Below are 22,426 nucleotides of genomic sequence, written 5' to 3'. Positions count from 1 at the left end.
CGGCGCTCAGCCGAGCTGCGGCTCGACCACCCAACTGCCCTTGCGCAGCACGCCCTTGACGGCGAAGTCGGCGTCCAGGACCACCAGGTCGGCGTCCTTGCCGGGCTCCAGCGAGCCCACCTTGTCGTCGAGGCCGAGCAGCCGCGCCGGGTTGGCCGAAAGTGCCCGTACGGTCTCCTCGACCGGGATGCCGTCGATCGTCACCGAGCGCTGGAACGCACGGTCCAGGGTGAGCGTGGAGCCCGCGATCGAGCCGCCCTCGACGAGCCGGGCCACGCCCTCCTTGACCTCGACCTCCAGCGGGCCCAGGTGGTAGAGGCCGTCGCCGAACCCGGCCGCGTCCATGGCGTCGGTGATGAACGCGACCCGGCCCGCGCCCTTGTGGCGGAAGGCGAGTTCGAGGGCCGCGGGGTGCAGGTGCGTACCGTCGTTGATGAGCTCGACGGTGATCCGCTCGTCCTCCAGGAGGGCCGCGATCGGACCCGGCTCGCGGTGGCCGAGCGGGGGCATCGCGTTGAAGAGGTGGGTCGCGACGGTGGCGCCCGCGTCGATCGCCTCGACGGTCTGCTCGTACGAGGCGTCGGTGTGGCCGATCGCCGCGATGACGCCGTGCTCGGCCAGCAGGCGTACCGAGTCGAGGCCGCCGGGCAGCTCGGTGGCCAGCGTGAACATCTTCGCGGCGCCGCGCGCGGCGTCCATCAGCTTGCGGACCTCGGCCGGGTCCGGGTGGCGCAGCAGGCTCTCGCTGTGCGCGCCCTTGCGGCAGGGCGAGATGAACGGGCCCTCGAAGTGGATGCCGGCCAGGTCGCCCTGCTCGACCAGCTCGGAGAGCAGCCCCGCGCGCTGGGCGAGGACGTCCATCTCGCCGGTCACGGTGGAGGCGACCACGGTGGTGCTGCCGTGCAGCCGGTGGGTGTGGACGCCCTTGAGGACGTCCTCGACCGTGCCGTTGGTGAAGGAGGCGCCGCCGCCGCCGTGGTTGTGCATGTCGACGAAGCCGGGCACGACCCAGTGGCCCGCGAGGTCGAGCGAGGGCGCGTCGGCGGGGGCGGCCCCGGCGATCCTGGTGCCGTCGACGATCACGCGTCCGTTCTCGACGACCCCGGTCGGGAGGACGACGCGGGCGCCGGAGAGAACAAGCGATGCGGCCATCAGGCGGTTACCTCACTGGAGTCGGAGTCGGAGTCGGAGTCGGAGTCGGAGTCGGGGTCTTGGGCCGGGTCGGGATCGGAGCGGAAGCCGGTGTCGGAGTCGGCGGTCTCGGCGACGAGGTCCCAGGCGAGCAGGCCCGCGCCCAGGCAGCCGGCGGTGTCCCCGAGGGCCGCCGGGACGATCTCGGGCAGCTTCTGGAACGTCACGCGCTCCTCGACGGCGGCCCGGAGCGGTACGAACAAGGTTTCCCCGGCTTCGGCGAGTCCGCCACCGATGATCAGCACGCGGGGGTCGAGCAGGGTGAGCGCCGTGACGAGACCGTCGGCGAGCGCGTCGACCGCGTTCTGCCAGACGGCGAGCGCGCGGGGGTCGCCGGATTCGACGGCCTTGGCGCAGTCGGCGGCGTCCGCGTCCGGGTCACCGCTCGCCTCGGCCCAGGCGAGCGTCACGGCGGAGGCCGAGGCGAGGCGCTCCAGGCAGCCGCGCTGGCCGCAGGGGCAGGGGATGCCGCCGGGGCGTACGACGATGTGGCCGATCTCCCCGGCGAAGCCGTGCGCGCCCGGTTCGACCCGGCCGTCGATGCCGATCGCACCCGCGATGCCGGTGCCGAGCGGGACGAACAGGAAGCGGTCGGCGCCCTTGCCCGCGCCGATCCGGCCCTCGGCGAGGCCGCCGGTGCGCACGTCGTGGCCGAGCGCGACCGGCACCCCGCGCAGGCGCTCGCTGAGCAGCCGCCGCATGGGCACGTCGCGCCAGCCCAGGTTGGCGGCGTACGCGGCGATCCCGTTCTCGGCGTCGACGATCCCGGGCACGGCGACGCCGGCCGCGACCGCGCTTTCGCCGAGGTGCTCCTCCCCGTACGACCGCAGGTCCGCCGCGAACGCGAGGATCGACTCGACGACGGCGTCGGGCCCGCGCTCTCTGCCGGTGGGCCTGCGCGCCTCGTGGAGCAGCGTGCCGTGCGCCCCTACGAGGGCGGCCTTCATCCCGGTGCCGCCCACATCCAGGGCGATGACGTGTCTCACGGGGACAGTCTCGCGCCAACACCCATGAAAGGTCTAGTCCACTCGCCAGAAGAAGTAGAAAGCGCTTTCTGCCCGCAAAGTTTCCCAATGTACTCTTGCACCGGGCGTTGCGGAAGCGATATGCGACTGGTGTAGACCTCATGCCCCCGTATGAGGGAAAATCGCAGCTCAAATACAGGACGTCACGGGGGACCGACTGGATCCGCCAGGATCACAACGAGGGTGGGATAGCGCGTGCGCAGGCGCTTCTTGGGCTTGACCGCGGCGGTTGCCGCATTCGGCATGACGGCAGTGCTCTCGGGATGCGGCGGGCAGAGCGGTTCCGGCGACGTCACCCTCAAGCTGGTGGCCGCCGACTACGACATATCCGGCGGCGGCAGCACGAAGACGTACTGGCACAACGTTGTCGACGCGTTCGAGAAGAAGAACCCCGGCATCAAGATCGACGTCCAGATCTTCTCCTGGGACGTCGTCGACGCCAAGGTCGCCGAGATGGTCAAGGCGGGCAACGCCCCCGACATCGCACAGATCGGCGCGTACTCCGACTACGCGGCGAGCGGCAAGCTCTACAGCGTCGACCAGCTGCTCTCCATCCCCACGGAGGCCAACTTCCTGGCGCCGCTCGCGGACGCGGGCAACGTCAAGCGCGTCCAGTACGGCATGCCGTTCGTAGCCTCCACGCGACTGCTCTTCTACAACCAGACACTGTTCGACGACGCCCACATCAGGCCGCCGAACACCTGGGCCGAGCTCGCCACCGACGCCAAGGCGCTCAAGGCCAAGGGTGTGAAGACCCCCTTCGCGCTGCCGCTCGGCAGCGAGGAGGCGCAGGCCGAGACCATGATGTGGATGCTCAGCGGCAACGGCGGCTACACCAACACCGTCGACGGCTACGACATCGACTCGCCCGAGAACATCCAGACCTTCGAGTGGCTCAAGAGCAACCTGGTCGAGCCCGAGCTGACCGGCCCGGTCGCGCCCGCCAAGCTCAACCGGCAGGCCGCGTTCGACGCGTTCGCGAAGGGCGAGGTGGGCATGCTCAACGGCCATCCCTCGCTGATGGAGCAGGCCAAGAAGAAGGGCATCAAGTTCGGCATGGTGCCGCTGCCCGGGCCGAACGGCAAGGCCAAGGCGGCGATGGGCGTCGCCGACTGGATCATGGGCTTCAAGCAGGGCGGGCACCGGGCGCAGATCGGCAAGTTCCTGGACTTCACGTTCGCCGACCAGAACGTGCTCCAGTTCGCCGAGCAGTACGACCTGCTGCCGTCCACGGTGTCGGCGTCCTCGGCGATGGCGGTGGACGCCAAGCACAAGGACCTCAAGCCGTTCCTGGACGCCCTGCCGACGTCCGAGCTGCCCCCGGTCGGCAAGACGTCGTGGCCGAAGGTGAGCGAGACGGTCAAGAAGAAGATCGGTACGGCTGTGGCGCCGGGCGGTTCGCCGAAGGCGGTCCTCCAGGACATCGCGAAGGTGGCGATGGACGCGGAGAACGCGGAATAACCCTGGGCTCCTCGGGGCTGTGCCCCAGACCCCGGGGGTTCGCCCACCTGCCCCCCCCGTTGCTCAGCGTTGGACGGGCTGAGCTCCCGGGGCTCCGCCCCGGACTCCCCGCGGGTTTGCGCACCCGCCCGCCCGTGACGGGGGTTGAGAAGGTGGAGCCCTGGGGCTCCGCCCCCTACCCCCTTCGGGGCTCCGCCCCCAGACCCCCGGAGGGTTGCGGGAAGGGGCGGGAAGGGGCCTCCCGGAGCCCCAGCGCATCCCGCCGGACCGCACCCCACCCCCGCCCACGGCTACCGTGGACCGCATGGCAGAAGAGGCAGAAGAGCTGGACGACCGCGCGCTGGCCGTGCTCCGGATGGAGGCCCGCGCCTGGCCCACCCCCGGTGCCAAGGAGCGGGCCATCAGGGAGGAGCTCGGGGTCTCACCCACGCGCTACTACCAGCTCCTCAACGCCCTCCTGGACGACACCCGCGCCCTCGCCCACGCCCCCGTGACCGTCAACCGCCTCCGCCGGGCCAGGCACGAACAGCGCGACCACCGCTGACCGCACGCGCCGTTGCGCCATACGTGCACCCGCCCCCCCCCGCCCGGACCCCGATAGGGTCGGCCGCATGGGAAGCCAACCGCAACCCCTGCCGACCCCCGCCACCCAGCTCGGCCGCGACGGCCTCGCCGCGATCGTGGCCCGCCCGGAGCGCGCCGTCGTCGCGATCGACTTCGACGGCACGCTCGCCGAGATCGTCGCCGACCCCGAGCAGGCCCGGGCCCACCCCGACGCCGTACCCGCACTGGTCGCGCTGGCCCCGCACGTCGCATCCGTCGCCGTCGTCACCGGCCGGCCGGCCGGGGTCGCGGTCCGCTACGGGGGCTTCGCGGGGGTAGCAGGCCTTGAGCACCTCGTGGTCCTGGGCCACTACGGCGCCGAGCGCTGGGACGCGGTCACCGGCACCGTCCATACCCCCGCCGCCCACCCCGGCGTGGCCGCGGCCCGCGCGGAACTCCCCGGAGTTCTCGACACGCACGGCGCCTGGCGCGGCACGTGGATCGAGGAGAAGGGCCAGGCCGTCGCGGTCCACACCCGCCGGGCGCAGGACCCCGAGGCCGCCTTCGAGGCCCTGCGCACCCCCCTCGCCGACCTGGCCACCCACCACGGCCTGGTGCTCGAACCCGGCCGCCTGGTACTGGAGTTGAGGCCCCCGGGCATGGACAAGGGGGTGGCGCTCGCCGCGTACGTACGCGAGGTGGGAGCCGAGTCGGTCCTGTACGCGGGCGACGACCTGGGCGACCTCCCCGCGTTCGCCGCCGTGGAAAAACTCCGCTCGGACGGCATGCCGGGGCTGCTGGTGGCCGCGGACACGGTGATCCCCGAACTGGCCGAAAGGGCCGACCTGTTGCTGAACGGCCCGGCGTCGGTGACGAAGTTCCTGAGGACCCTCGCCTCGCACATGTAGCGCTGGCCGGGGGCGCGTCCGGGCGGGCCGGTGGGCAAACGCCCCCCTCAGCCCCCCAGCGCCTCCAACTGCGCCAAGAACCACCGCCGAGGCGGCAACGCAGTACCCGCCGCAGCCAGCCGTTTGGTGCGTTCCGCCCGCTCCTCCTCCGCCATGGACAGCCCCGCGTGCAACGCGGCAGCCGTCCCCGTGACGTCGTACGGGTTCACGACGATCGCATCCTCCCCCAGCTCCGCGAACGCCCCCGCCTCCCGCGAAAGCACCAGCACGCACCCCGCGTCGGACACCACCGGAACCTCCTTGGCGACGAGGTTCATGCCATCGCGGACGGGGTTGACGAGGGCGACGTCCGCGAGCCGGTAGGCGGCGAGCGAACGGGCGAAGTCGTCCTGAACGTGAAGCACGACAGGGGTCCAACCGGCAGTCCCGTAAGCGGAGTTGATTTCATCTGCCACCCGCCCGACCTCCTCCGTGTACTCCCGGTAGACCGCCAGATCCTGCCGGGAGGGATACGCGAAGGCGACGTGCACGACCCGTTCGCGCCACTCGGGGTGCGTGTCGAGCAGGTGCCGGTAGGCGAGCAGACCCCGCACGATGTTCTTGGACAGCTCGGTGCGGTCGACCCGCACGATCGTCCGACGGTCCGGCCCGATCTGCTCGCGCAGGGCGGCCATGCGCTCCTCGACGTCGGCCTCGTGGGAGCGCCGCCGCAGGAAGTCGCCGTCCGCGCCGAGCGGGTACACGGCGATGTCGGTCTCGCGAGCGGCAGGCTCCCCGGCCACCACCCCGTGCCGGAAGAAGACCCGCCCCTCCGCGCCGGGCGAGCCGACCACCTCGCCCTCGTCCGCCCCCAGCACCCCCGACACCGACGCCGCGAACGCGGAGGCCCACCGCCAGGTGAGGAAGCCCAGCCGGTCCGCGCCCAGCATCCCCCGCAACAACTGCCGCGCGATGTCGTCAGGGAGCATCCGGAAGTAGTCCACCGGCGCCCACGGCGTGTGCGAGAAGTGGGCGATCCGCAGGTCGGGGCGGAGCGAGCGGAGCATCCCCGGCACCAGGGCGAGGTGGTAGTCCTGCACCAGGACGCGCGCCCCGACCCCCGCCTCCGCCGCCAGCGCCTCGGCGAAGGCGCGGTTGTACGCCTCGTACGACGCCCACTGCCGCCGGAACTCCGCGTCGAAGACCGGTTCGAGCGGCGTCTGGTACAGCATGTGCTGGACGAACCACAGCACCGAGTTCGCGATGCCGTTGTACGCGTCGGAGAAGACGACCGGGTCGATGTCCAGCATCCGGACGCCCGTCTCACCCACGCCGCGTCGCACCGCCTCGCGGTCGCCGTCGCCGAGCGCCGCGCACACCCACACCGACTCCACGTCGGAGCCGATCGCGCTGAGCCCCGAGACGAGCCCGCCCCCGCCCCGCTTGGATTCGAGGGACCCGTCCTCCTTCAGGGCGTACGAGACGGGGCCGCGATTCGACGCGACGAGTACCTGGGCCCTGGGGGCGGCGTGCGCGGTGACCATGTTGCGGAACCTAGCCCACCCCGCAACCCCTCAAACACCCGTACGCCCGCCCCCGGGAGCGGGATCCGGCCGTCCTACGCCGCCCGGTGCACCGCGTACTCCTCGATGTCCCGCATGGGCGGCCGCTCCTCGGTGTCGACGGCGTACGTATGCGGTACGAAGCCGTGCTCACCGCGCTCGAACTGGGTCAGCTCGGGTCGTACGAGATGGCCCCGGGACAGCCTCAGCTGCGCGGTGCGGTAGATCGCGGCGGCCATCCGGCCGAGCGCCAGCCCGTCCTGGTGGCGGTGCCTGCGTACGCCCACGTCGACCTGCGCCAGCGCGTCGAGGCCCACCGTGTGCAGCGCGTCGACGAGCAGCGCGAGCTCCACTCCGTACCCGACGGGGAACGGCAGCCGCTCCAGGAGCGAGCGCCGGGCCGCGTACTCGCCGCCCAACGGCTGGACGATTCCGGCCAGTTGGGGCCAGTGGAGGTTGAGCAGCGGCCGCGCCACGAGCTCGGTGACCCGGCCGCCCTGGCCCGCCGTCTCCCCGAAGGGGCGGTCGTACATCGCCTTGACGAAGTCCACGTCCGGGTCGGTCAGGAGCGGCCCGACGATCCCGGAGACGAACCCCGCGTCGAAGTCCTTCAGGTCCGCGTCGATGAAGCACACGACGTCGCTGCTGGTCACGAGCAGCGAGCGCCACAGCACCTCGCCCTTGCCGGGCAGCGCGGGTATGCGGGGCAGGATCGCGTCCCGGTGGACGACCCGGGCGCCGGCCTTCGCCGCGACCTCGGCCGTACGGTCGGTGGAGCCGGAGTCGATCACCACGAGCTCGTCGATCAGGGGCACGGAAGCGGTCATCAGCTCGCGCCGGATCGCGGCCACGATGTCACCGACGGTGGCCTCTTCGTCGAGGGCGGGCAGCACGACACTGACGGTCGTGCCCGTGCGCTGTTTCGCGGCCAGGATCCGCTCGATCGGCCGCTCGGCCGCGGACCAGGAACGCCTGCTCAGCCAGCGTTCCACCTCTTCCAGCACGGTTCCTGGCCTCCTCGTGTGATCCATCTCGCGGTTCGGACGACTATCTCAACCGTCCCGGGCTTCGGTTACAGTCTTGAACAACGCGGATGACCGTCGCATGTCGGGGGTCGTCGTCACGCTGACAATCGAATACCGCTCATCCAGAGGGGCAGAGGGAAACGGCCCGTTGAAGCCCCGGCAACCCTCCAGTCGGTTCTCGTCGATCTCTACGATCCAAGACACGAGGCCACCGGCTAGGGAAGGTGCCAAATCCGTCTCATGGCGACGTTCGCCGTGAGGAAGATGAGGAGAAAGGGCCTCCCCTCCATGTCTGCACAGACTGTCGAAAACCGTACCTCTGCCGACAATGCGGTTGATCTCGGTCCGGCGTCCGGGCTTTCCTGCCGCGAGTGCGGCCAGCGTTTCGAACTTGGCCCGATCTTCGCCTGCGAACTGTGTTTCGGACCGCTCGAAGTGGCTTATGACCTGCCGCTCGGCGACCCCGAGGCGCTGCGCAAGCAGATCGAGGCGGGCCCCGAGAACATCTGGCGTTACGCACCGCTGCTGCCCGTCCCCGCCGACGTCGCCGACAAGCCCAACCTGAACCCGGGCTTCACCAAGCTCGTCAAGGCCGAGAACCTGGCGCGCGAGCTGGGCGTCGAGCCCGGCAAGCTGTTCGTCAAGGACGACTCGGGCAACCCGACGCACTCCTTCAAGGACCGCGTCGTCGCCCAGGCCCTGGAGGCCGCCCGCGCCTTCGGCTTCACCACGCTCTCCTGCTCCTCCACCGGAAACCTCGCGGGCGCGGTCGGCGCCGCCGCCGCGCGGGCCGGCTTCCGCTCCTGCGTGTTCATCCCGCACGACCTGGAGCAGGGCAAGGTCGTCATGGCCGCGGTGTACGGCGGCGAGCTCGTCGGCATCGAGGGCAACTACGACGACGTGAACCGCTTCTGCTCCGAGCTCATCGGCGACCCGCTCGGCGAGGGCTGGGGCTTCGTCAACGTCAACCTGCGGCCGTACTACGGCGAGGGTTCCAAGACGCTGGCGTACGAGATCTGCGAGCAGCTCGGCTGGCGGCTGCCGGACCAGCTGGTCATCCCGATCGCCTCGGGCTCCCAGCTCACCAAGATCGACAAGGGCCTCCAGGAGCTGATCAAGCTCGGCCTCGTCGAGGACAAGCCGTACAAGATCTTCGGCGCGCAGGCCGAGGGCTGCTCCCCGGTGTCGACCGCCTTCAAGGCCGGGCACGACGTCGTACGCCCCCAGAAGCCGGACACCATCGCCAAGTCCCTCGCGATCGGCAACCCGGCGGACGGCCCGTACGTCCTGGACATCGCGCGCCGTACCGGCGGCGCGGTGGAGGACGTGAACGACGAGCAGATCGTCGACGCGATCAAGCTGCTCGCCCGGACCGAGGGCATCTTCGCGGAGACCGCGGGCGGCGTGACGGTCGGCGTCACCAAGAAGCTCATCGAGGCCGGTCTCATCGACCCGTCGCTCACCACGGTCGTGCTCAACACCGGTGACGGGCTCAAGACCCTGGACGCGGTGGCCGCCACGTCCCAGGCGACCGCGACCATCCGCCCGAGCCTGGACGCCTTCCGCGAGGCCGGCCTCGCCCACTGAGGCGCTGAGCCACGAGGCGGGCCCCGGCCCACTGAGCCACTGCTGAACGACTAGGAGCACCGAACCATGAGCGTGAACGTCCGCATCCCCACGATTCTCCGCACCTACACCGGTGGCCGGGCCGAGGTCGCCGCCGAGGGAGCCACCCTCGCCGAGGTCATCGCCGACCTGGAGAAGAACCACGCCGGCATCGCCGCGCGCGTCCTGGACGACCAGGGCAAGCTGCGCCGCTTCGTCAACGTGTACGTCAACGACGACGACGTGCGCTTCGAGCAGGGCCTCCAGACGGCCACGCCCGAGGGCGCCGGCGTCTCGATCATCCCGGCGGTCGCGGGCGGCTGATCCGCCGTCTTCAACCGCGCGTTTAACTTCATCCGTACCCAGAGTTGAACCCAGAGTTGCCCTCTCCGCACGAGAAGCGGAGGGGGCAATTCAACATGGTTGAGCGGGGTACAGTTGGGGAAGCCCCTTCGCTTCGAATGCCAAGTGCATATGAGAACGCGACAACATGAGGTCAAAGTGTGTGTGTCCTTTGTGCCTTAAGTGCGCTTTGCCCGGCCCGACTTGCCCCGGAATGTTGAATTCACGGCATTCCGCTCTCCGAGTGTGCCCGGAATTCTCGTCCGATTGACCTGTTGCAGAGGGCAGTTGGGCAGATACATTCAGCCGCGGTCGACGCGTTCCGGCGCACACCCTCTCCTGTCGGAGGGTGGAGGTCTGACCCGGGTCCGCGAAGTGTGGTCCCGTGCAAGGGCCAGTAATAGGGGAGTTAGGCATGGCTCAGGGCACCGTCAAGTGGTTCAACGCGGAGAAGGGGTACGGCTTCATCGCGGTCGACGGTGGTGCGGATGTTTTCGTCCACTACAGCGCGATCCAGATGGACGGTTACCGCACCCTTGAAGAAGGTCAGCGAGTCGAGTTCGAGATCTCGCAGGGCCAGAAGGGTCCGCAGGCGGACATGGTCAAGCTCGCCGTCTGATCTCGGCGCGATCGGCCACCGACGCACTCACGCGTGAAGGGGGCTGCCCAAAAGGGTGGCTCCCTTCACGCGTTCCTGCGTCCCCCTCGTGGTTGCTGCCCGGTGGTCGTGACCTGGGGCTCCGCCCCAGACCCCGTTCGCGCCTGAAGGGCGCTCGTCCTCAAACTCCCCCAAGGGCTTAAGGGCCAGGGGGGACCCCATGACGGGCTGGGGATGCCTGCACCCGGCGCTGCCAGGGGCGCGGGGAACGGCGCGAGCAACCACGCACGACCCGCACGTCGAAGGGGTTAAGGGGCGCGAGGAACTGCGCGAGCAACCACGCGCGACGCGAGGCCGAAAGCGGGTTTAGGGGCGCGGGGAACGGCGCGACCAGCCACGCGCGACCCGCGGGCGAAACGGACGGCCCTCCGCAGGAGCCGGGGTGTGGGGGCGGAGCCCCCGCCGGCGCCGGGGGACCGGACAGCGCCGGTAAGTGGAGGGGTCCGGTTCAAGAGACTCGCTTGCACTCGCAGGTGCCGAGTGCTAATCATTGGGCTTAGCACTCTCCCAGTGAGAGTGACAGAACTTGGATCGGGTCAGTGAGGCCCGCAGACCGCGTGGGGCAAGGAACCACAAGGGCTGCAGGCCGTCCGTCGCGGGCGCCGGCGCGATCCACGAAGAACGCCACCCCTGTCCGGGAGGACCACTTCACATGGCCAAGATCATCGCGTTCGACGAGGAGGCACGGCGCGGTCTCGAGCGCGGGATGAACCAGCTCGCCGACGCCGTCAAGGTCACCCTCGGCCCCAAGGGCCGCAACGTCGTCCTCGAGAAGAAGTGGGGCGCCCCCACGATCACCAACGATGGTGTTTCCATCGCCAAGGAGATCGAGCTCGAGGACCCGTACGAGAAGATCGGCGCCGAGCTGGTCAAGGAAGTCGCCAAGAAGACGGACGACGTCGCCGGTGACGGTACGACCACCGCGACCGTCCTGGCCCAGGCCCTGGTGCGCGAGGGTCTGCGCAACGTGGCCGCCGGCGCCAACCCGATGGCCCTGAAGCGCGGCATCGAGAAGGCCGTCGAGGCCGTCTCCGCCGCCCTCCTTGAGCAGGCCAAGGATGTCGAGACCAAGGAGCAGATCGCTTCTACGGCCTCCATCTCCGCCGCCGACACCCAGATCGGCGAGCTCATCGCCGAGGCCATGGACAAGGTCGGCAAGGAAGGCGTCATCACCGTCGAGGAGTCGCAGACCTTCGGTCTTGAGCTTGAGCTCACCGAGGGCATGCGCTTCGACAAGGGCTACATCTCGGCGTACTTCGCCACCGACATGGAGCGTATGGAGGCGTCGCTCGACGACCCGTACATCCTGATCGTCAACTCGAAGATCAGCTCGGTCAAGGACCTGCTGCCGCTCCTTGAGAAGGTCATGCAGTCCGGCAAGCCGCTGCTGATCATCGCCGAGGACGTCGAGGGCGAGGCCCTGTCGACCCTGGTCGTCAACAAGATCCGTGGCACCTTCAAGTCCGTCGCCGTCAAGGCCCCGGGCTTCGGTGACCGCCGCAAGGCCATGCTCGGTGACATCGCCATCCTCACGGGCGGCACGGTCATCTCCGAGGAGGTCGGCCTCAAGCTGGAGAACGCCGGTCTCGACCTGCTCGGCCGCGCCCGCAAGGTCGTCATCACCAAGGACGAGACGACGATCGTCGACGGCTCCGGTGACAGCGACCAGGTTCAGGGCCGCGTCAACCAGATCCGCGCAGAGATCGAGAACTCGGACAGCGACTACGACCGCGAGAAGCTGCAGGAGCGCCTGGCGAAGCTCGCCGGCGGTGTTGCGGTCATCAAGGCCGGTGCCGCGACCGAGGTCGAGCTCAAGGAGCGCAAGCACCGCATCGAGGACGCCGTTCGCAACGCGAAGGCGGCCGTCGAGGAGGGCATCGTCGCCGGTGGTGGCGTGGCCCTGCTCCAGGCCTCCGCGGTGTTCGAGAAGCTTGAGCTCGAAGGTGACGAGGCGACCGGCGCCAACGCCGTGAAGCTCGCCCTTGAGGCCCCGCTGAAGCAGATCGCCGTCAACGGTGGTCTCGAAGGCGGCGTCGTCGTGGAGAAGGTGCGCAACCTGGCCGTCGGCCACGGTCTGAACGCCGCCACGGGCGAGTACGTCGACATGATCGCCGAAGGCATCATCGACCCGGCGAAGGTGACGCGCTCTGCCCTGCAGAACGCCGCCTCCATCGCCGCGCTGTTCCTGACCACCGAGGCCGTCATCGCCGACAAGCCGGAGAAGGCCGCCGCCGGCGGCGCTCCGGGCGGCATGCCGGGCGGTGACATGGACTTCTGAGCCCCGGCTCGGTAGCTCCTGGCTGTACGCCGAGGGCGGCATCCCCATCACGGGGGTGCCGCCCTCGGGCGTTTTCCGAACCAGACCGCGAGCGAGCGGTTATGTCGATCCACACCCCACATTGGCCTGTTTCCGCCGCTCTTTGCGAGGGGACGCCTGGGAACCGCAACTACCGATAGTTAGAGTTGCGTTGCAGGTGAGAACAGTGCTGTACGGGGAGGGTGTTTTGCCACCAAACGGGGGTGGGGCGGCGTCGGAGTCGCCGTCTTGGCCGTTCAACGCGCTCGGCGTGGCGCAGGCGGCCGCGGGGGACGTGGTCACCGAGCTGACGTCGTTCACGAAGTTCCAGCAGCGCGTGGATGAGCTGATCCGGAACCTCAAGGGCTCTCCGGCCGGACCGGGCGAGGTGGGCCAAGAGCGGCTCGCCCGCGACCAGTTCGGGGGCGGGGGCGGCGCGTTCGCCGAAGCCTCGGGTCTGTTCACCTCGTACGAGACGGTGATCGCCGAGCTGGAGAGCCTGTCCAAGTTGCTGTCGGACTCCATTGAAGGCATGGGCATCGCGGTACTGGCTTCACACAAGGGCTACCAGAACATCGACGCGGAGATCCGCCAGCGCATGGCGGCGATCGCCGTGGAGACGAAGAAGCACTACGGCGGCGATTACGACCCCGGACATGCAAAGCCGGAGACGCATCCGGAAAGCGGCGCGAACCAGCCGAACCAGCCGAACCAGCCGAGCCAGCCGGACAAGTCGGGCCAGTCGCCCTCGGGCGGCGACGCCGGAGGGACGATCTGATGGGCGGCAAGGGGAACGCCGGTGGCAGCACGCCGTTCGAGGGCATGAGCCACGAAGCCATGCTGGCCTGGCTGGACCAGGCGAACAGCGGCACCGTGCAGGGGGCCGCCGACCGGCTGGCGGCGGCGGCCAAGGAGATCCGGAAGATCGCGGACGACCTGAAGGTCCGCCCGCAGTGGGTGGAGTGGAAGGGCGCGGGCGCGGACGCGTTCCGCACCTGGAGCGCGGACCTGGCCAACGCCACGCTGAGACTGGGCGACTTCAGCGAGGGCTCGTCGACATGGCTGGGCCACGCCTCCGACGCGATCGCCTCGGCCCAGGTGGCCATCCCCCGCGACCAGGCGGGCGCACAAGGAAACCTGGACGCGGCCCAGAAGGCGCACAACGACCCGGACGCGGCGGCAATAAGCAGGAAGTCGGCGGGCGAGCTGGCGGCACTGGCGGCGGACAAGGAGAAGGTGCGACAGGAGGCCGTCGCACAGATGCGGAAGCTGGGGCAGGCGTACCAGCAGTCTGCGACGCAGATGAATGGGTTGGAGCGGCCTAAGTTTCCTCCGCCGCCGCAGGCGATTGCGCCGGAAAACTACGATTCGAAGAGCACCGGTAGAGGCAGGCCGAACTCCAGCGATGCGGCTGGGGATGCCTCTTCAACTGGCCGCGCCGCCCCGGGGCGCCCGGCGAAAACCCAGGCTTCCGCTTACGGCAGCTCCGGCCCGACGCCCCATTCGAGCAACCCCTCGCCAGGGCATCCCGCATTGGGGGACGCCCCGCAGCCCACGAAGCTGGACATCGACTCGGTGCCGACGTTGCCGCATACAGCACCGACACCGAGCCCTGCCGGAAGCGTGCTGAGTCCGGCTCCGACCAACAGCGGCGACTTGTCGGCAGTACGCATGCCACCGTCGGCTCTCGGCGGAGGGCTGAGCGTGCCTCCAGGTCCGACGGGCCCGGGGCGGTCTACGGCCGGGGAAGATCCTCTGCCGCGACCTGGACAGAATGCGTCTGGGCGCAGCCCCATTCGCATGCCGGACAGCAGCCCCGGCATCACCGGCGGTCGTCCCATGCCCGCACCCGTGGGTCGATCGGGTGGCGGCATCCCCAAGGGAACCGTCGTGGGGGCTGGCGAAGCGGCGGGCCATGGCGCAGCGGGGCCCGTCACGGGAGCCAGTCCCGCCGGGCAGGTGGCTGGTCGGCCGGGAGCGGCATTTGGCCAACCCGGAACGGCGTCTGGTAGGCCGGGAACGGCTTCCGGCCGCCGTTTCCCGTCTGCGAGCGGCGGGGTGAGCGGCGGCAGCGCGCAGCAGGCGGGGCGAGTGCGCGGCCCCTCTTCTGCATCGGCAGGTGCCGGAGTGGAGCGAGGAGGCATCTCGGGCGGGAGACCGGTTGGTGCGACTCCGGGCGCTGCCCGTGGTGGCAAGACACCCCGGGACTCCGAAAAGGCGCGCCCCCGGCGTGACGGGGCCGCCGGCTACCTCATTGAAGACGAAGCGACGTGGCAGCAGGGCGCCGGGCGCGCCGTGCCGCCGGTCATCGACTAGTGCGTTCAGGAAAGGCGCGAGGGAAACCCATGCCAAGGAGCAATGTTCGACGCAGGCGCGGATCCGCGGCGGTATCGGCGTTGTGCGGCGTGTTGCTAGTGGGAGCTGCTGCTGCGCCGGCCTTGGCGAATTCACCGCGCGAGGACGAGTGGTTCCTCGACGCCATGAAGGCCGAGGAGATGTGGCGGACCAGCACGGGCAAAGGCATCACTGTCGCTGTGATCGACACCGGCGTTGACCCGAGCAATGCCGATCTGCGCGGGCAGGTCCTGCCGGGCAAGGACTTCGCACAAGATCAGCCGGGTGACGAACACACCGACTATGACGGACACGGCACCAGCATGGCCGGGCTCATTGCGGGAACGGGGGCGTCCCACGGCGGAAGGGGTGCTTTCGGCCTGGCCCCAGGCACAAAGATTCTCCCGATTCGCATGCCGAAGGCGGGGACTGCCGCCAATCAGGCCGAAGGCGACAAGCGGTTCCATACGATTGCTCCCCAGGCGATCCGCTACGCAGCCGACCAGAACGCGAAAGTCATCAATCTCTCCCTGGGGAGAAGCGAAGGTTCACCGCAGCTGACCGCAGCAGTGAAGTACGCCTTGGACAAGGGTGCGTTGGTCTTCGCCGCCGTGGGTAACAGCGGCAATGTCGGCAATGAGGTCGAGTACCCGGCCGCTACACCGGGCGTGGTCGGCGTATCGGCGGTGGGCAAGGACCTTCGCAAGACCGCTGAGTCCGAATACGGTCCCCAGGTGGACCTGGCCGCACCTGGCGACGACATGGTGCACGCCTGCATGAGCGAGACCGGCCTGTGCACATCACACGGCACAAGCGACGCCACCGCCCTAGCCTCCGCCTCCGCCGCCCTGATCTGGTCCAAGCACCCGAACTGGACCAACAACCAGGTCCTGCGAGTCATGCTCAACACAGTCGGCGGCCCCACAGACGGCGCCAAGCGCAACGATTCGATCGGCTACGGGATCGTCCGCCCCCGCGTCGCCCTGGAAAACCCCGGTGATCCCGGCCCCGCCGACGTGTACCCGCTGCCCGACCTCACCCCGCCAGCTGCTCCCCCCGCATCGAAGCCCAAGGGGAGCTCCACCGAGAACCCCGCCGGGCACGAGGCGCCCCCGGCGGCAGAAGCCAGCGAAAGCAAGGCATCAACATACGTACTGCCCCTGGGAATTGGCGCCTTGGCGCTCACCGGCACGCTCCTCGGCCTCTGGTTCCTTCGCGCCCGTAACCGCCGAGCGGCGGCCGCCAGGACTCAAGTAGCCGCACAGAGTCAGGGGTTGGAGTGGCCGGGACATGAAGGCGGCGATCGTACGAGGAGTTTCTGAGATGGCATGGGATGAGTGGGAGCAGTTAAAAACCGACGCGGTGGCGCGGCGTCAGAATCAGATGCGGCTGGACGGTGCGGGCGGTGGCGCAAGTGGCGGCGCGGACGATCTGAGGACGAACGGCTCGGGGAAAGCGGCCGCGGTCAAGGCGTTACGGGGGGACATACGGCACGGGACGGACAAGGCCGGCCGTCATACCGAAGAGGGCTCGGTGTCGGTGGCCCGGGCGTTCTCGGGCTGGTCATTCGGTTCGGCGCTCGGAGACGCGCAGCACGAATGGGGGCTGCAGGTCGAGAACTTGAAGGGCCGCCTGGCATCTGATCAGGCGGCGCTGGAGCAGACCAAGCAGGACTTCAAGGACATCGACCACGGAGTGAGGAGCCAGGTCGCGCAGATACGCACCGAGCATGCCCCTCGGCACGAGGTCTAGGAGACGGGGACGAGCATGCTCACATATCAGGATGTGGTCACCGCCCGGATAGGTGCGCTGACGGATCTGGCCCAGGGCTGGGACGACATGGCTGACGAGTTCAGCAGCCCGGAGGGCCTGTACGAAGCCCAGGTGGAACGCGTCGCGAAGGACGGGGGCTGGGTCGGCGAAAGCGCCGACGCGGCTGCGGCGCAATTTGCCGCGACGCGGAAGCAGTTCGCCGATGCCCAGGTGGAAGCGCGCGCGATCGCCTCTATTCTGCGGGACGCCCATGGGCAGTTCGCCCAGCGGATCAGCCACGTGCGGGATCTCGTCGAGCAGGCGCAGAAGAACGGGATGCACGTCAACAGCCAGGGCGAGGCGGTCTACGACCCTGGCAAGTTGAGCCCCTACAGGACGGATTACGACGAGACCGTCAAGAAGGGGAAGGCGGCCGCGGAGACCTGGACGCAGAGCATCAAGGATGCGGTCAGGGCGGTCGACGACGCCGACCAGGGCGTCAGCCTGGCCCTTCATGAAGCCGCGGGCATCAAAGACATCTTCCAGCGGATGGCGGACGGGGCTCTGGGGTTTGGCCACACCTTCAACGGGGGCGCGGTCGGCGACATCGAGGTGTACGAGGCCCGCGAGGCCAAAACGTACGCGGACCGGGTCCTGGCCGGTGACAAACTCGAAGGCGACGACCTGGAGGAGTGGCAGCGCCTGATGCGCGACAACTCCGGCGACAAGGCCTTCAGCCAGACCTTCCTCGACTCCCTCGGCGCGGACAAGGCCTTCAAGCTCACCAACAAGATCGACGATCTGGCGTACTTCAACGACACGAAGAACAAGGACGCCTACCTGCAGATCAACGGAGGCATATCCGACTCGCTGGCGACCGCCACCCATGTCCCGGACTTCAAGGACATGAACGGCAAGCACCTGATCTTCGGGTCACAGGGGTACTACGACGCTTTCAACGGCTGGCTGAAGACCGACGATGCCCAGTTCTATATCAAGTGGCGCAACGACCTGCGGGAGCACGGCGCTGACGGGTACGACCTCAAGGCAGCCGGAGACAGAGTCAACACGATCGCCAAGGGGCACGGTCAGCAGGTACGCGGTTACCAGAGCCTGGCCACGCTGATGCAGCAGGGGCACGGCTACTCCCCGCAGTTCCTCTCCGACGTCACCGATGACATGATCGCCACGGAAAAGGACCACCCGGACGTCTGGGACCTCTACGGCGGCGGCTTCAGCGGCAAGAACGACGGCTGGTTCGCCAACGACCCGGTTGACGGTGTGCTGGGCGTCATGGGCCGTGATGCGGAGGCGTCCACCGGCTATCTCGACCCGCACGCCGGTGGCACCAACGACCGTCTCCACTACCTGCTCCACGAGCGAGACTGGAACGTCGTCAACACCACTGAGTGGCAGGGTGAGCGGGAAATGAACGCTCCCGATGCCGCCGACGGCGATAACCGCGTGGGGCTCGGCGCCGCGATCGAGGCCGGAACCACCGGCCACGCCGCCGGCGACACATCCCAGCAGAGCGACGGAAAACACAGCGATGCCGAAGCACGCATCATGCAGCAGACAGTGAACGTCCTCGACCAGGACTCAACGGGCGACAGCATCCCCGCCAACCTGCGCGACCCGATCGCCCGAGCCCTGGTGGACTACGCCCCGGACACCCACAACACCCTGACGCACGACCCCAGTTACAGCTACGAAAAAGGAGGCTCCGTCTTCCAGGACGCCGATGGCGGCCACCTCAACGTCGCCCAGGGCTCCCTGACCCGCGTGCTGCGGGGGGTCTCCGACAACCCGCAGAATTTCGCCCATCTCTACGACGCCGAACGCGCCCAGTCCGCCCAAACGCTGGCCGGGGCCGAAGCGACGTACAGCAACAGCAAGGACTGGGAGAACCGCGTTGCCGACGTGGGCATGGGAGCCGGCGTCTTCAATGCCATCGGTGCCGACGTCATCCTCGACGACCGCGACGCACGCAAGGCGTGGATCGACGACGTAGCCAGGTACTCCTACCACGCGATCGGCGCACCCCTGACGATCATCCCCGTCGTCGGAGACGTGGCACAGCGGGCAGTGGACGGCGCCACCTATGAATGGTCCAAAGACGTGAAGGCGGAAGCAGATCAGGTCGCCAACAATGGCGTGGCCAAGAAGATGGGAGCCATGTCGCAGGGTGCGCTCGAACTGGTCCAACACTGGGAGACGAGCCATGGCATGAACTACAAGACGGACGCCACGGCGAATTACTTGCAGGACTACATGAACTTGCACTACGGCTCGGCCCGCGACCAAGCCCTCGCCGATCTGAACCGGGGGCTGTCCTGATGAGGAAGTCCGTCATTGCGGCTTCGGTGGCGACCGTTCTGATAGCGGGTGGCGGCATCGTCTACGCCACCGGCACCTACGACGGCTGGCGTGACGCGAGGGCGCTCGACGATGGGTGCCGGGGAATGGTCGATGCCGCCGAGGTGCAGAAGGTGCTGGGAGCGGACCGTGTCACGGGCAGGCGCCTCGGAGAAGCGGGATGCCGGGCCTACGACCCCGGAGCCACCAAGGCATCCCTGGCGATCTCCGTACAGCGTGGCCAGGACGCCGAGTCGGTCAGACTGGATACCGACGAGATCCTCGCCCAGGACCCCAGCGGAATGCTTGTCCCGGTGGGCCGCGGCTGGCCGGCCCTGGTCTCGGTCGGCAGCGACACGGGTCTTTACGCCACCGCCTTCCTCCCTTGCGGGAAAGGGGCGGACGACGACTTGGTACTGAGTCTGACCGCCACCCGGGCCCCCTCGACCCGCAGTGTGCAGGAAGGACGCGACGGAATGGCCGTCCTGGTCACCCGAGCCCTCAACGCTGCGGCGAAGGATCAGGGGTGTGCACAGCCCGACGCCTCGAAGGTGCAGAGCGCCTCGGCCGACGCGTTCAAGGACCTGAAGAAGGCCGGAGAGTCGGGCACGTGCCAGGGCATCAACGCGCCCTCGTACGAATCAGCGGCCGACGCCGCGGCGCCGATCGAGCAATGTCTCTTGGCCGACGCCGTGGGCGTCCCGACATTCCGCCTGGCCGCCTACTACGGTCCGTACACGAACGCACCCCGCCGCAACCCTTACCGCAGCCCCGACGACTACGTCGGCACGTCAGGCACCAACGAAGGCAAGTCCTGGACGACCGCCTTGTGTCCCACCGGCACAGCGCTGTTCACGCTGGAACCCCTCGTCCCCCATGCCTCAGTCGGTGCCTCCGAGCGCCAGGCACTCCCTTCCTTCGCCGCGCGGTCAGCGAAGCGACACGGCTGCAGCAGTCCCAATCAGTTGCGTTCAACCTGAAAGTAGGGGCGCAATTCACGACCTGCTGCCTAGGCCTGCGCGCGCGGTGTCCGGCTCGGCGGCCAAGGCAGGCGGTGCCGCCCTCGGCGTTTCTCCGAGCCCGTTCCGAGCCCGCTCTGCGCTGTCCCGAACCCTGGAGGTACGGAGAATACGAAGGTCAAAGGTAGTGCTGGCTCCATGGTGCGGGGCCTGCGGGGCGGGCAGAATTTGTGATCGGACGGGGGCGGTGATCGGCCCAACCGGCAAGTACACGACGCCCATTACGCAGACGCACATGACGCCACATGACGCACAATCGGGGGAGTTCCATGAGCACCACACGACTGCGGATCCGCACCATCGCGGCCGTGAGCCTCACCGCCCTTGCGGTCGGCGCGCTGGGCGCGTGCGGGCCGCTGGACGACAAGACGTTCAAGGACGACGCGACCGTCAAGGACAAGATCACCGCAGTACGGATCGACGGTAACTCGGACGGCTTCCGCATACGCGGCAAGAAGGGTCTCGCCGAGGTGGCCGTGCACCGGGAGGTCAACTACCGGGGCAAGTCCAAGCCGGAGGACTCCACTTACCGGGTCGAGAACGGCGTGCTGGTGCTCGGGGGTTGCTCCGGCCACTGCTCGGTGGACTACACGGTGGATGTGCCCGCCGGCATCCCGGTCACGGGCTCGACCGAAGCGGGCGCGCTGAGCCTGTCGTCGGTCGGCGAGGTGAAGGTGTCCACGACCGACGGCGGAGTGAAGGTGCACGACGCGACGGGTCCGGTCGACATCCGCACCACCAATGGCTCGATCGACGCCAACGGCCTGAAGGGCACGGCCACTACGGCCCGAGCGTCCAACGGCTCGATCTCGCTGACCCCTGCCACGGTGCAGAACGTCTCGGCCCAGACCACCAACGGCAGCATCACGCTGACCGCCCCGTCCGCTCAGTACCAGGTCGCGGCCCAGACCCAGAACGGCCACAAGAAGCTCGGCATACCCGATACCGCGTCCGCTGCCCACCACCTGAACCTGACCACGAGCAACGGCGACATATCGGTGAAGTCCTCCAAGTAGGCGCCAAGTAGGCACCAAGTGGCCGACGGAGCACAGGACTTGAGCCCCAGGCCAGTGAGCGTGATGCAGTTCACGCGGAAACGGTGACAGGGGGCTGTCGCGGACGGCTGCGACTGTCGACGGCATGACGATCACAGATGAGGACTGCCTCCCCGAGACCTTGGCGTTCAACGAGCAATTCGAGGCTGCGGCCGCGAGCCGCCCGGCTCGTGGGCAGGCGCCGAGTGCAGCCGCGCTGGCGCTCCTGCGGCGCAACCGGCTCGGCGGCGACGCGCCACCGGTACGGCTGCCGCACGGCCAAGACCGTGTCATTGAGGGCGGAGTGAAGGTACGGGTCTTCGTGCCGGACCAGGTCGATGGGGTGTATCTGCACATCCACGGAGGGGGGTGGGCGTTCGGGTCTGCGGACGGGCAGGACGAGCGGCTCTGGCGGCTCGCCGAGGAGGCGCGGCTGGCCGTGGTGAGCGTGGACTACCGCCTCGCACCGGAGCACCCGTTCCCTGCCGGGCCCGACGATTGCGAAGCCGCTGCCCGGTGGCTGGTGAAACACGCCGCGGCCGAGTTCGGTACCGAGCGGCTGCTGATCGGAGGTGAATCGGCCGGTGCCCACCTCAGCGTCGTGACGCTGCTGCGCCTGCCCGACCGGCACGGCATAGCGGGCGCGTTCCGGGCGGCGCATCTGCTCTTCGGCCCCTACGACCTGTCAATGACACCGAGCCAGCGATCATTTGGTCCGAGGAGGCTGTTGAGCAATACCGACTCGCTTCGGGGCAGCTATGAGCTGTTCACGCCAGGGATGGGGGAGGAGCAGCGCCGCAGAGCGGAGGTCTCGCCCCTGTTCGCGGACTTGGCAGGGCTGCCGCCCGCCCGGATCGTCGTCGGCACCGAGGATCCGCTGCTGGACGACTCGCTGTTCCTTGCCGCACGGTGGGAGGCGGCGGGCGCGCCGGTGCAGCTGGGTGTTGTCGCCGGCGCGATGCACGGCTTCACCCTGTTCCCTCTGACCATCACCGAGCGGGAACTGCGCCGTGAGCGGGACTTCCTGGCCTCGGCGTGACGGTGGCGTCGGCGGTCTGGGCCTCTAGGGCGCGTAGTCCTTCAGTCTTTCGGTTTCCAGGGTGATGTTCACCGTCTCGCGAGCGTGGCGAGCGAGCTCCTCGAAGTCTTCGACGGACATCTGGGGGTGCTCGGCGGTGCTGGGGGTCATGGCGTCGCCTCCTCCCCTACATCGTGCTTCGCCACGTGCGCGAATGGGCTGCATGGTCATGCGGGAGTCCGCTCGGGGCGGCGGAGCGCTGCCGCGCGGGCTTCGGTGGCGTGGGCGCGGACCTTTTCGGAGGGGAGGGGGGAGGCGG

The 22,426-nt window shown here is 68.9% G+C and carries 20 protein-coding genes and 1 riboswitch; of the genes, 15 read left to right on the top strand and 5 right to left on the bottom strand.

Annotated elements, in window-relative coordinates:
* Nucleotides 1–6 precede the first annotated feature (6 nt).
* Nucleotides 7–1,152: an N-acetylglucosamine-6-phosphate deacetylase gene (gene nagA / locus ADK54_RS26085; protein ID WP_053728157.1), complete on the bottom strand. Its 1,146-nt coding sequence runs from the start codon at nucleotides 1,150–1,152 to the stop codon at nucleotides 7–9.
* Nucleotides 1,152–2,177 carry an ROK family protein gene (locus ADK54_RS26080; protein WP_078966629.1) on the bottom strand — a complete coding sequence of 342 codons (1,026 nt, stop codon included), beginning with the start codon at nucleotides 2,175–2,177 and terminating at the stop codon, nucleotides 1,152–1,154. The genes nagA and ADK54_RS26080 overlap by 1 nt, the downstream gene beginning before the upstream one ends.
* Before the next feature lie 282 nt (nucleotides 2,178–2,459).
* On the opposite strand from ADK54_RS26080, the gene ADK54_RS26075 reads away from it, so the two are divergent.
* From ADK54_RS26075 to otsB, 3 genes are all read left to right on the top strand, one after another.
* Nucleotides 2,460–3,677 carry an extracellular solute-binding protein gene (locus tag ADK54_RS26075; protein WP_053728189.1) on the top strand — a complete coding sequence of 406 codons (1,218 nt, stop codon included), beginning with the start codon at nucleotides 2,460–2,462 and terminating at the stop codon, nucleotides 3,675–3,677.
* 304 nt (nucleotides 3,678–3,981) lie between these two features.
* Nucleotides 3,982–4,221: a DUF3263 domain-containing protein gene (locus ADK54_RS26070; protein ID WP_053728188.1), complete on the top strand. Its 240-nt coding sequence runs from the start codon at nucleotides 3,982–3,984 to the stop codon at nucleotides 4,219–4,221.
* A 67-nt stretch (nucleotides 4,222–4,288) separates the two neighbouring features.
* A complete protein-coding gene (otsB, locus tag ADK54_RS26065; protein WP_053728156.1) occupies nucleotides 4,289–5,128 on the top strand; it encodes a trehalose-phosphatase in 840 nt (279 codons plus the stop codon).
* Between the two features lie 47 nt (nucleotides 5,129–5,175).
* Here otsB and ADK54_RS26060 read toward each other — a convergent pair whose 3' ends face one another.
* Nucleotides 5,176–6,651: an alpha,alpha-trehalose-phosphate synthase (UDP-forming) gene (locus ADK54_RS26060; protein WP_053728155.1), complete on the bottom strand. Its 1,476-nt coding sequence runs from the start codon at nucleotides 6,649–6,651 to the stop codon at nucleotides 5,176–5,178.
* Between the two features lie 74 nt (nucleotides 6,652–6,725).
* The gene (locus ADK54_RS26055) at nucleotides 6,726–7,673 is read right to left on the bottom strand and encodes a glucosyl-3-phosphoglycerate synthase (protein ID WP_053728154.1); all 948 of its coding nucleotides are present in this window, start codon (nucleotides 7,671–7,673) and stop codon (nucleotides 6,726–6,728) included.
* Between the two features lie 136 nt (nucleotides 7,674–7,809).
* Nucleotides 7,810–7,965: riboswitch (SAM riboswitch) on the top strand.
* A gap of 17 nt (nucleotides 7,966–7,982) precedes the next feature.
* On the opposite strand from ADK54_RS26055, the gene thrC reads away from it, so the two are divergent.
* From thrC to ADK54_RS26000, 12 genes are all read left to right on the top strand, one after another.
* Nucleotides 7,983–9,281, top strand: a complete 1,299-nt coding sequence (gene thrC, locus ADK54_RS26050) for a threonine synthase (RefSeq protein WP_053728153.1) — start codon at nucleotides 7,983–7,985, stop codon at nucleotides 9,279–9,281.
* 66 nt (nucleotides 9,282–9,347) lie between these two features.
* The gene (locus tag ADK54_RS26045; RefSeq protein WP_053728152.1) at nucleotides 9,348–9,623 is read left to right on the top strand and encodes a MoaD/ThiS family protein; all 276 of its coding nucleotides are present in this window, start codon (nucleotides 9,348–9,350) and stop codon (nucleotides 9,621–9,623) included.
* Between the two features lie 433 nt (nucleotides 9,624–10,056).
* The gene (locus tag ADK54_RS26040; RefSeq protein ID WP_005315736.1) at nucleotides 10,057–10,260 is read left to right on the top strand and encodes a cold-shock protein; all 204 of its coding nucleotides are present in this window, start codon (nucleotides 10,057–10,059) and stop codon (nucleotides 10,258–10,260) included.
* 691 nt (nucleotides 10,261–10,951) lie between these two features.
* Nucleotides 10,952–12,577 (top strand): chaperonin GroEL, encoded by a 1,626-nt coding sequence (groL, locus tag ADK54_RS26035; RefSeq protein ID WP_053728151.1) that lies wholly within the window; start codon nucleotides 10,952–10,954, stop codon nucleotides 12,575–12,577.
* 289 nt (nucleotides 12,578–12,866) lie between these two features.
* Nucleotides 12,867–13,373 (top strand): hypothetical protein, encoded by a 507-nt coding sequence (locus ADK54_RS26030; protein ID WP_053728150.1) that lies wholly within the window; start codon nucleotides 12,867–12,869, stop codon nucleotides 13,371–13,373.
* Entirely contained in the window at nucleotides 13,373–14,911 is a 1,539-nt protein-coding gene (locus ADK54_RS46230; RefSeq protein ID WP_159047903.1) for a translation initiation factor IF-2, read from the top strand. The genes ADK54_RS26030 and ADK54_RS46230 overlap by 1 nt, the downstream gene beginning before the upstream one ends.
* Nucleotides 14,912–15,075: 164 nt before the next feature.
* The gene (gene mycP, locus ADK54_RS26025) at nucleotides 15,076–16,251 is read left to right on the top strand and encodes a type VII secretion-associated serine protease mycosin (RefSeq protein WP_324610196.1); all 1,176 of its coding nucleotides are present in this window, start codon (nucleotides 15,076–15,078) and stop codon (nucleotides 16,249–16,251) included.
* A gap of 1 nt (nucleotide 16,252) precedes the next feature.
* On the top strand, nucleotides 16,253–16,681 hold the full coding sequence (locus ADK54_RS26020; protein ID WP_053728149.1) for a hypothetical protein: 429 nt from the start codon (nucleotides 16,253–16,255) through the stop codon (nucleotides 16,679–16,681).
* Nucleotides 16,682–16,714: 33 nt separating this feature from the next.
* Nucleotides 16,715–19,018 (top strand): hypothetical protein, encoded by a 2,304-nt coding sequence (locus tag ADK54_RS26015; protein ID WP_234392205.1) that lies wholly within the window; start codon nucleotides 16,715–16,717, stop codon nucleotides 19,016–19,018.
* Nucleotides 19,018–20,016 (top strand): hypothetical protein, encoded by a 999-nt coding sequence (locus tag ADK54_RS26010; protein ID WP_159047902.1) that lies wholly within the window; start codon nucleotides 19,018–19,020, stop codon nucleotides 20,014–20,016. Before ADK54_RS26015 ends, ADK54_RS26010 begins: the two co-directional genes overlap by 1 nt.
* Before the next feature lie 308 nt (nucleotides 20,017–20,324).
* Entirely contained in the window at nucleotides 20,325–21,071 is a 747-nt protein-coding gene (locus ADK54_RS26005; protein WP_063802054.1) for a DUF4097 family beta strand repeat-containing protein, read from the top strand.
* Nucleotides 21,072–21,195: 124 nt separating this feature from the next.
* Nucleotides 21,196–22,128: an alpha/beta hydrolase gene (locus ADK54_RS26000; protein WP_053728145.1), complete on the top strand. Its 933-nt coding sequence runs from the start codon at nucleotides 21,196–21,198 to the stop codon at nucleotides 22,126–22,128.
* 24 nt (nucleotides 22,129–22,152) lie between these two features.
* Here ADK54_RS26000 and ADK54_RS48325 read toward each other — a convergent pair whose 3' ends face one another.
* A complete protein-coding gene (locus ADK54_RS48325; protein ID WP_267887037.1) occupies nucleotides 22,153–22,278 on the bottom strand; it encodes a hypothetical protein in 126 nt (41 codons plus the stop codon).
* Between the last annotated feature and the right edge of the window lie 148 nt (nucleotides 22,279–22,426).

Origin of the sequence: Streptomyces sp. WM6378, from assembly GCF_001279695.1 — a bacterium.
Classification (GTDB): Bacteria; Actinomycetota; Actinomycetes; order Streptomycetales; family Streptomycetaceae; genus Streptomyces.
The sequence above is the reverse complement of the archived record's forward strand: the minus strand, read 5'-3'. Positions and strand labels throughout refer to the sequence as shown.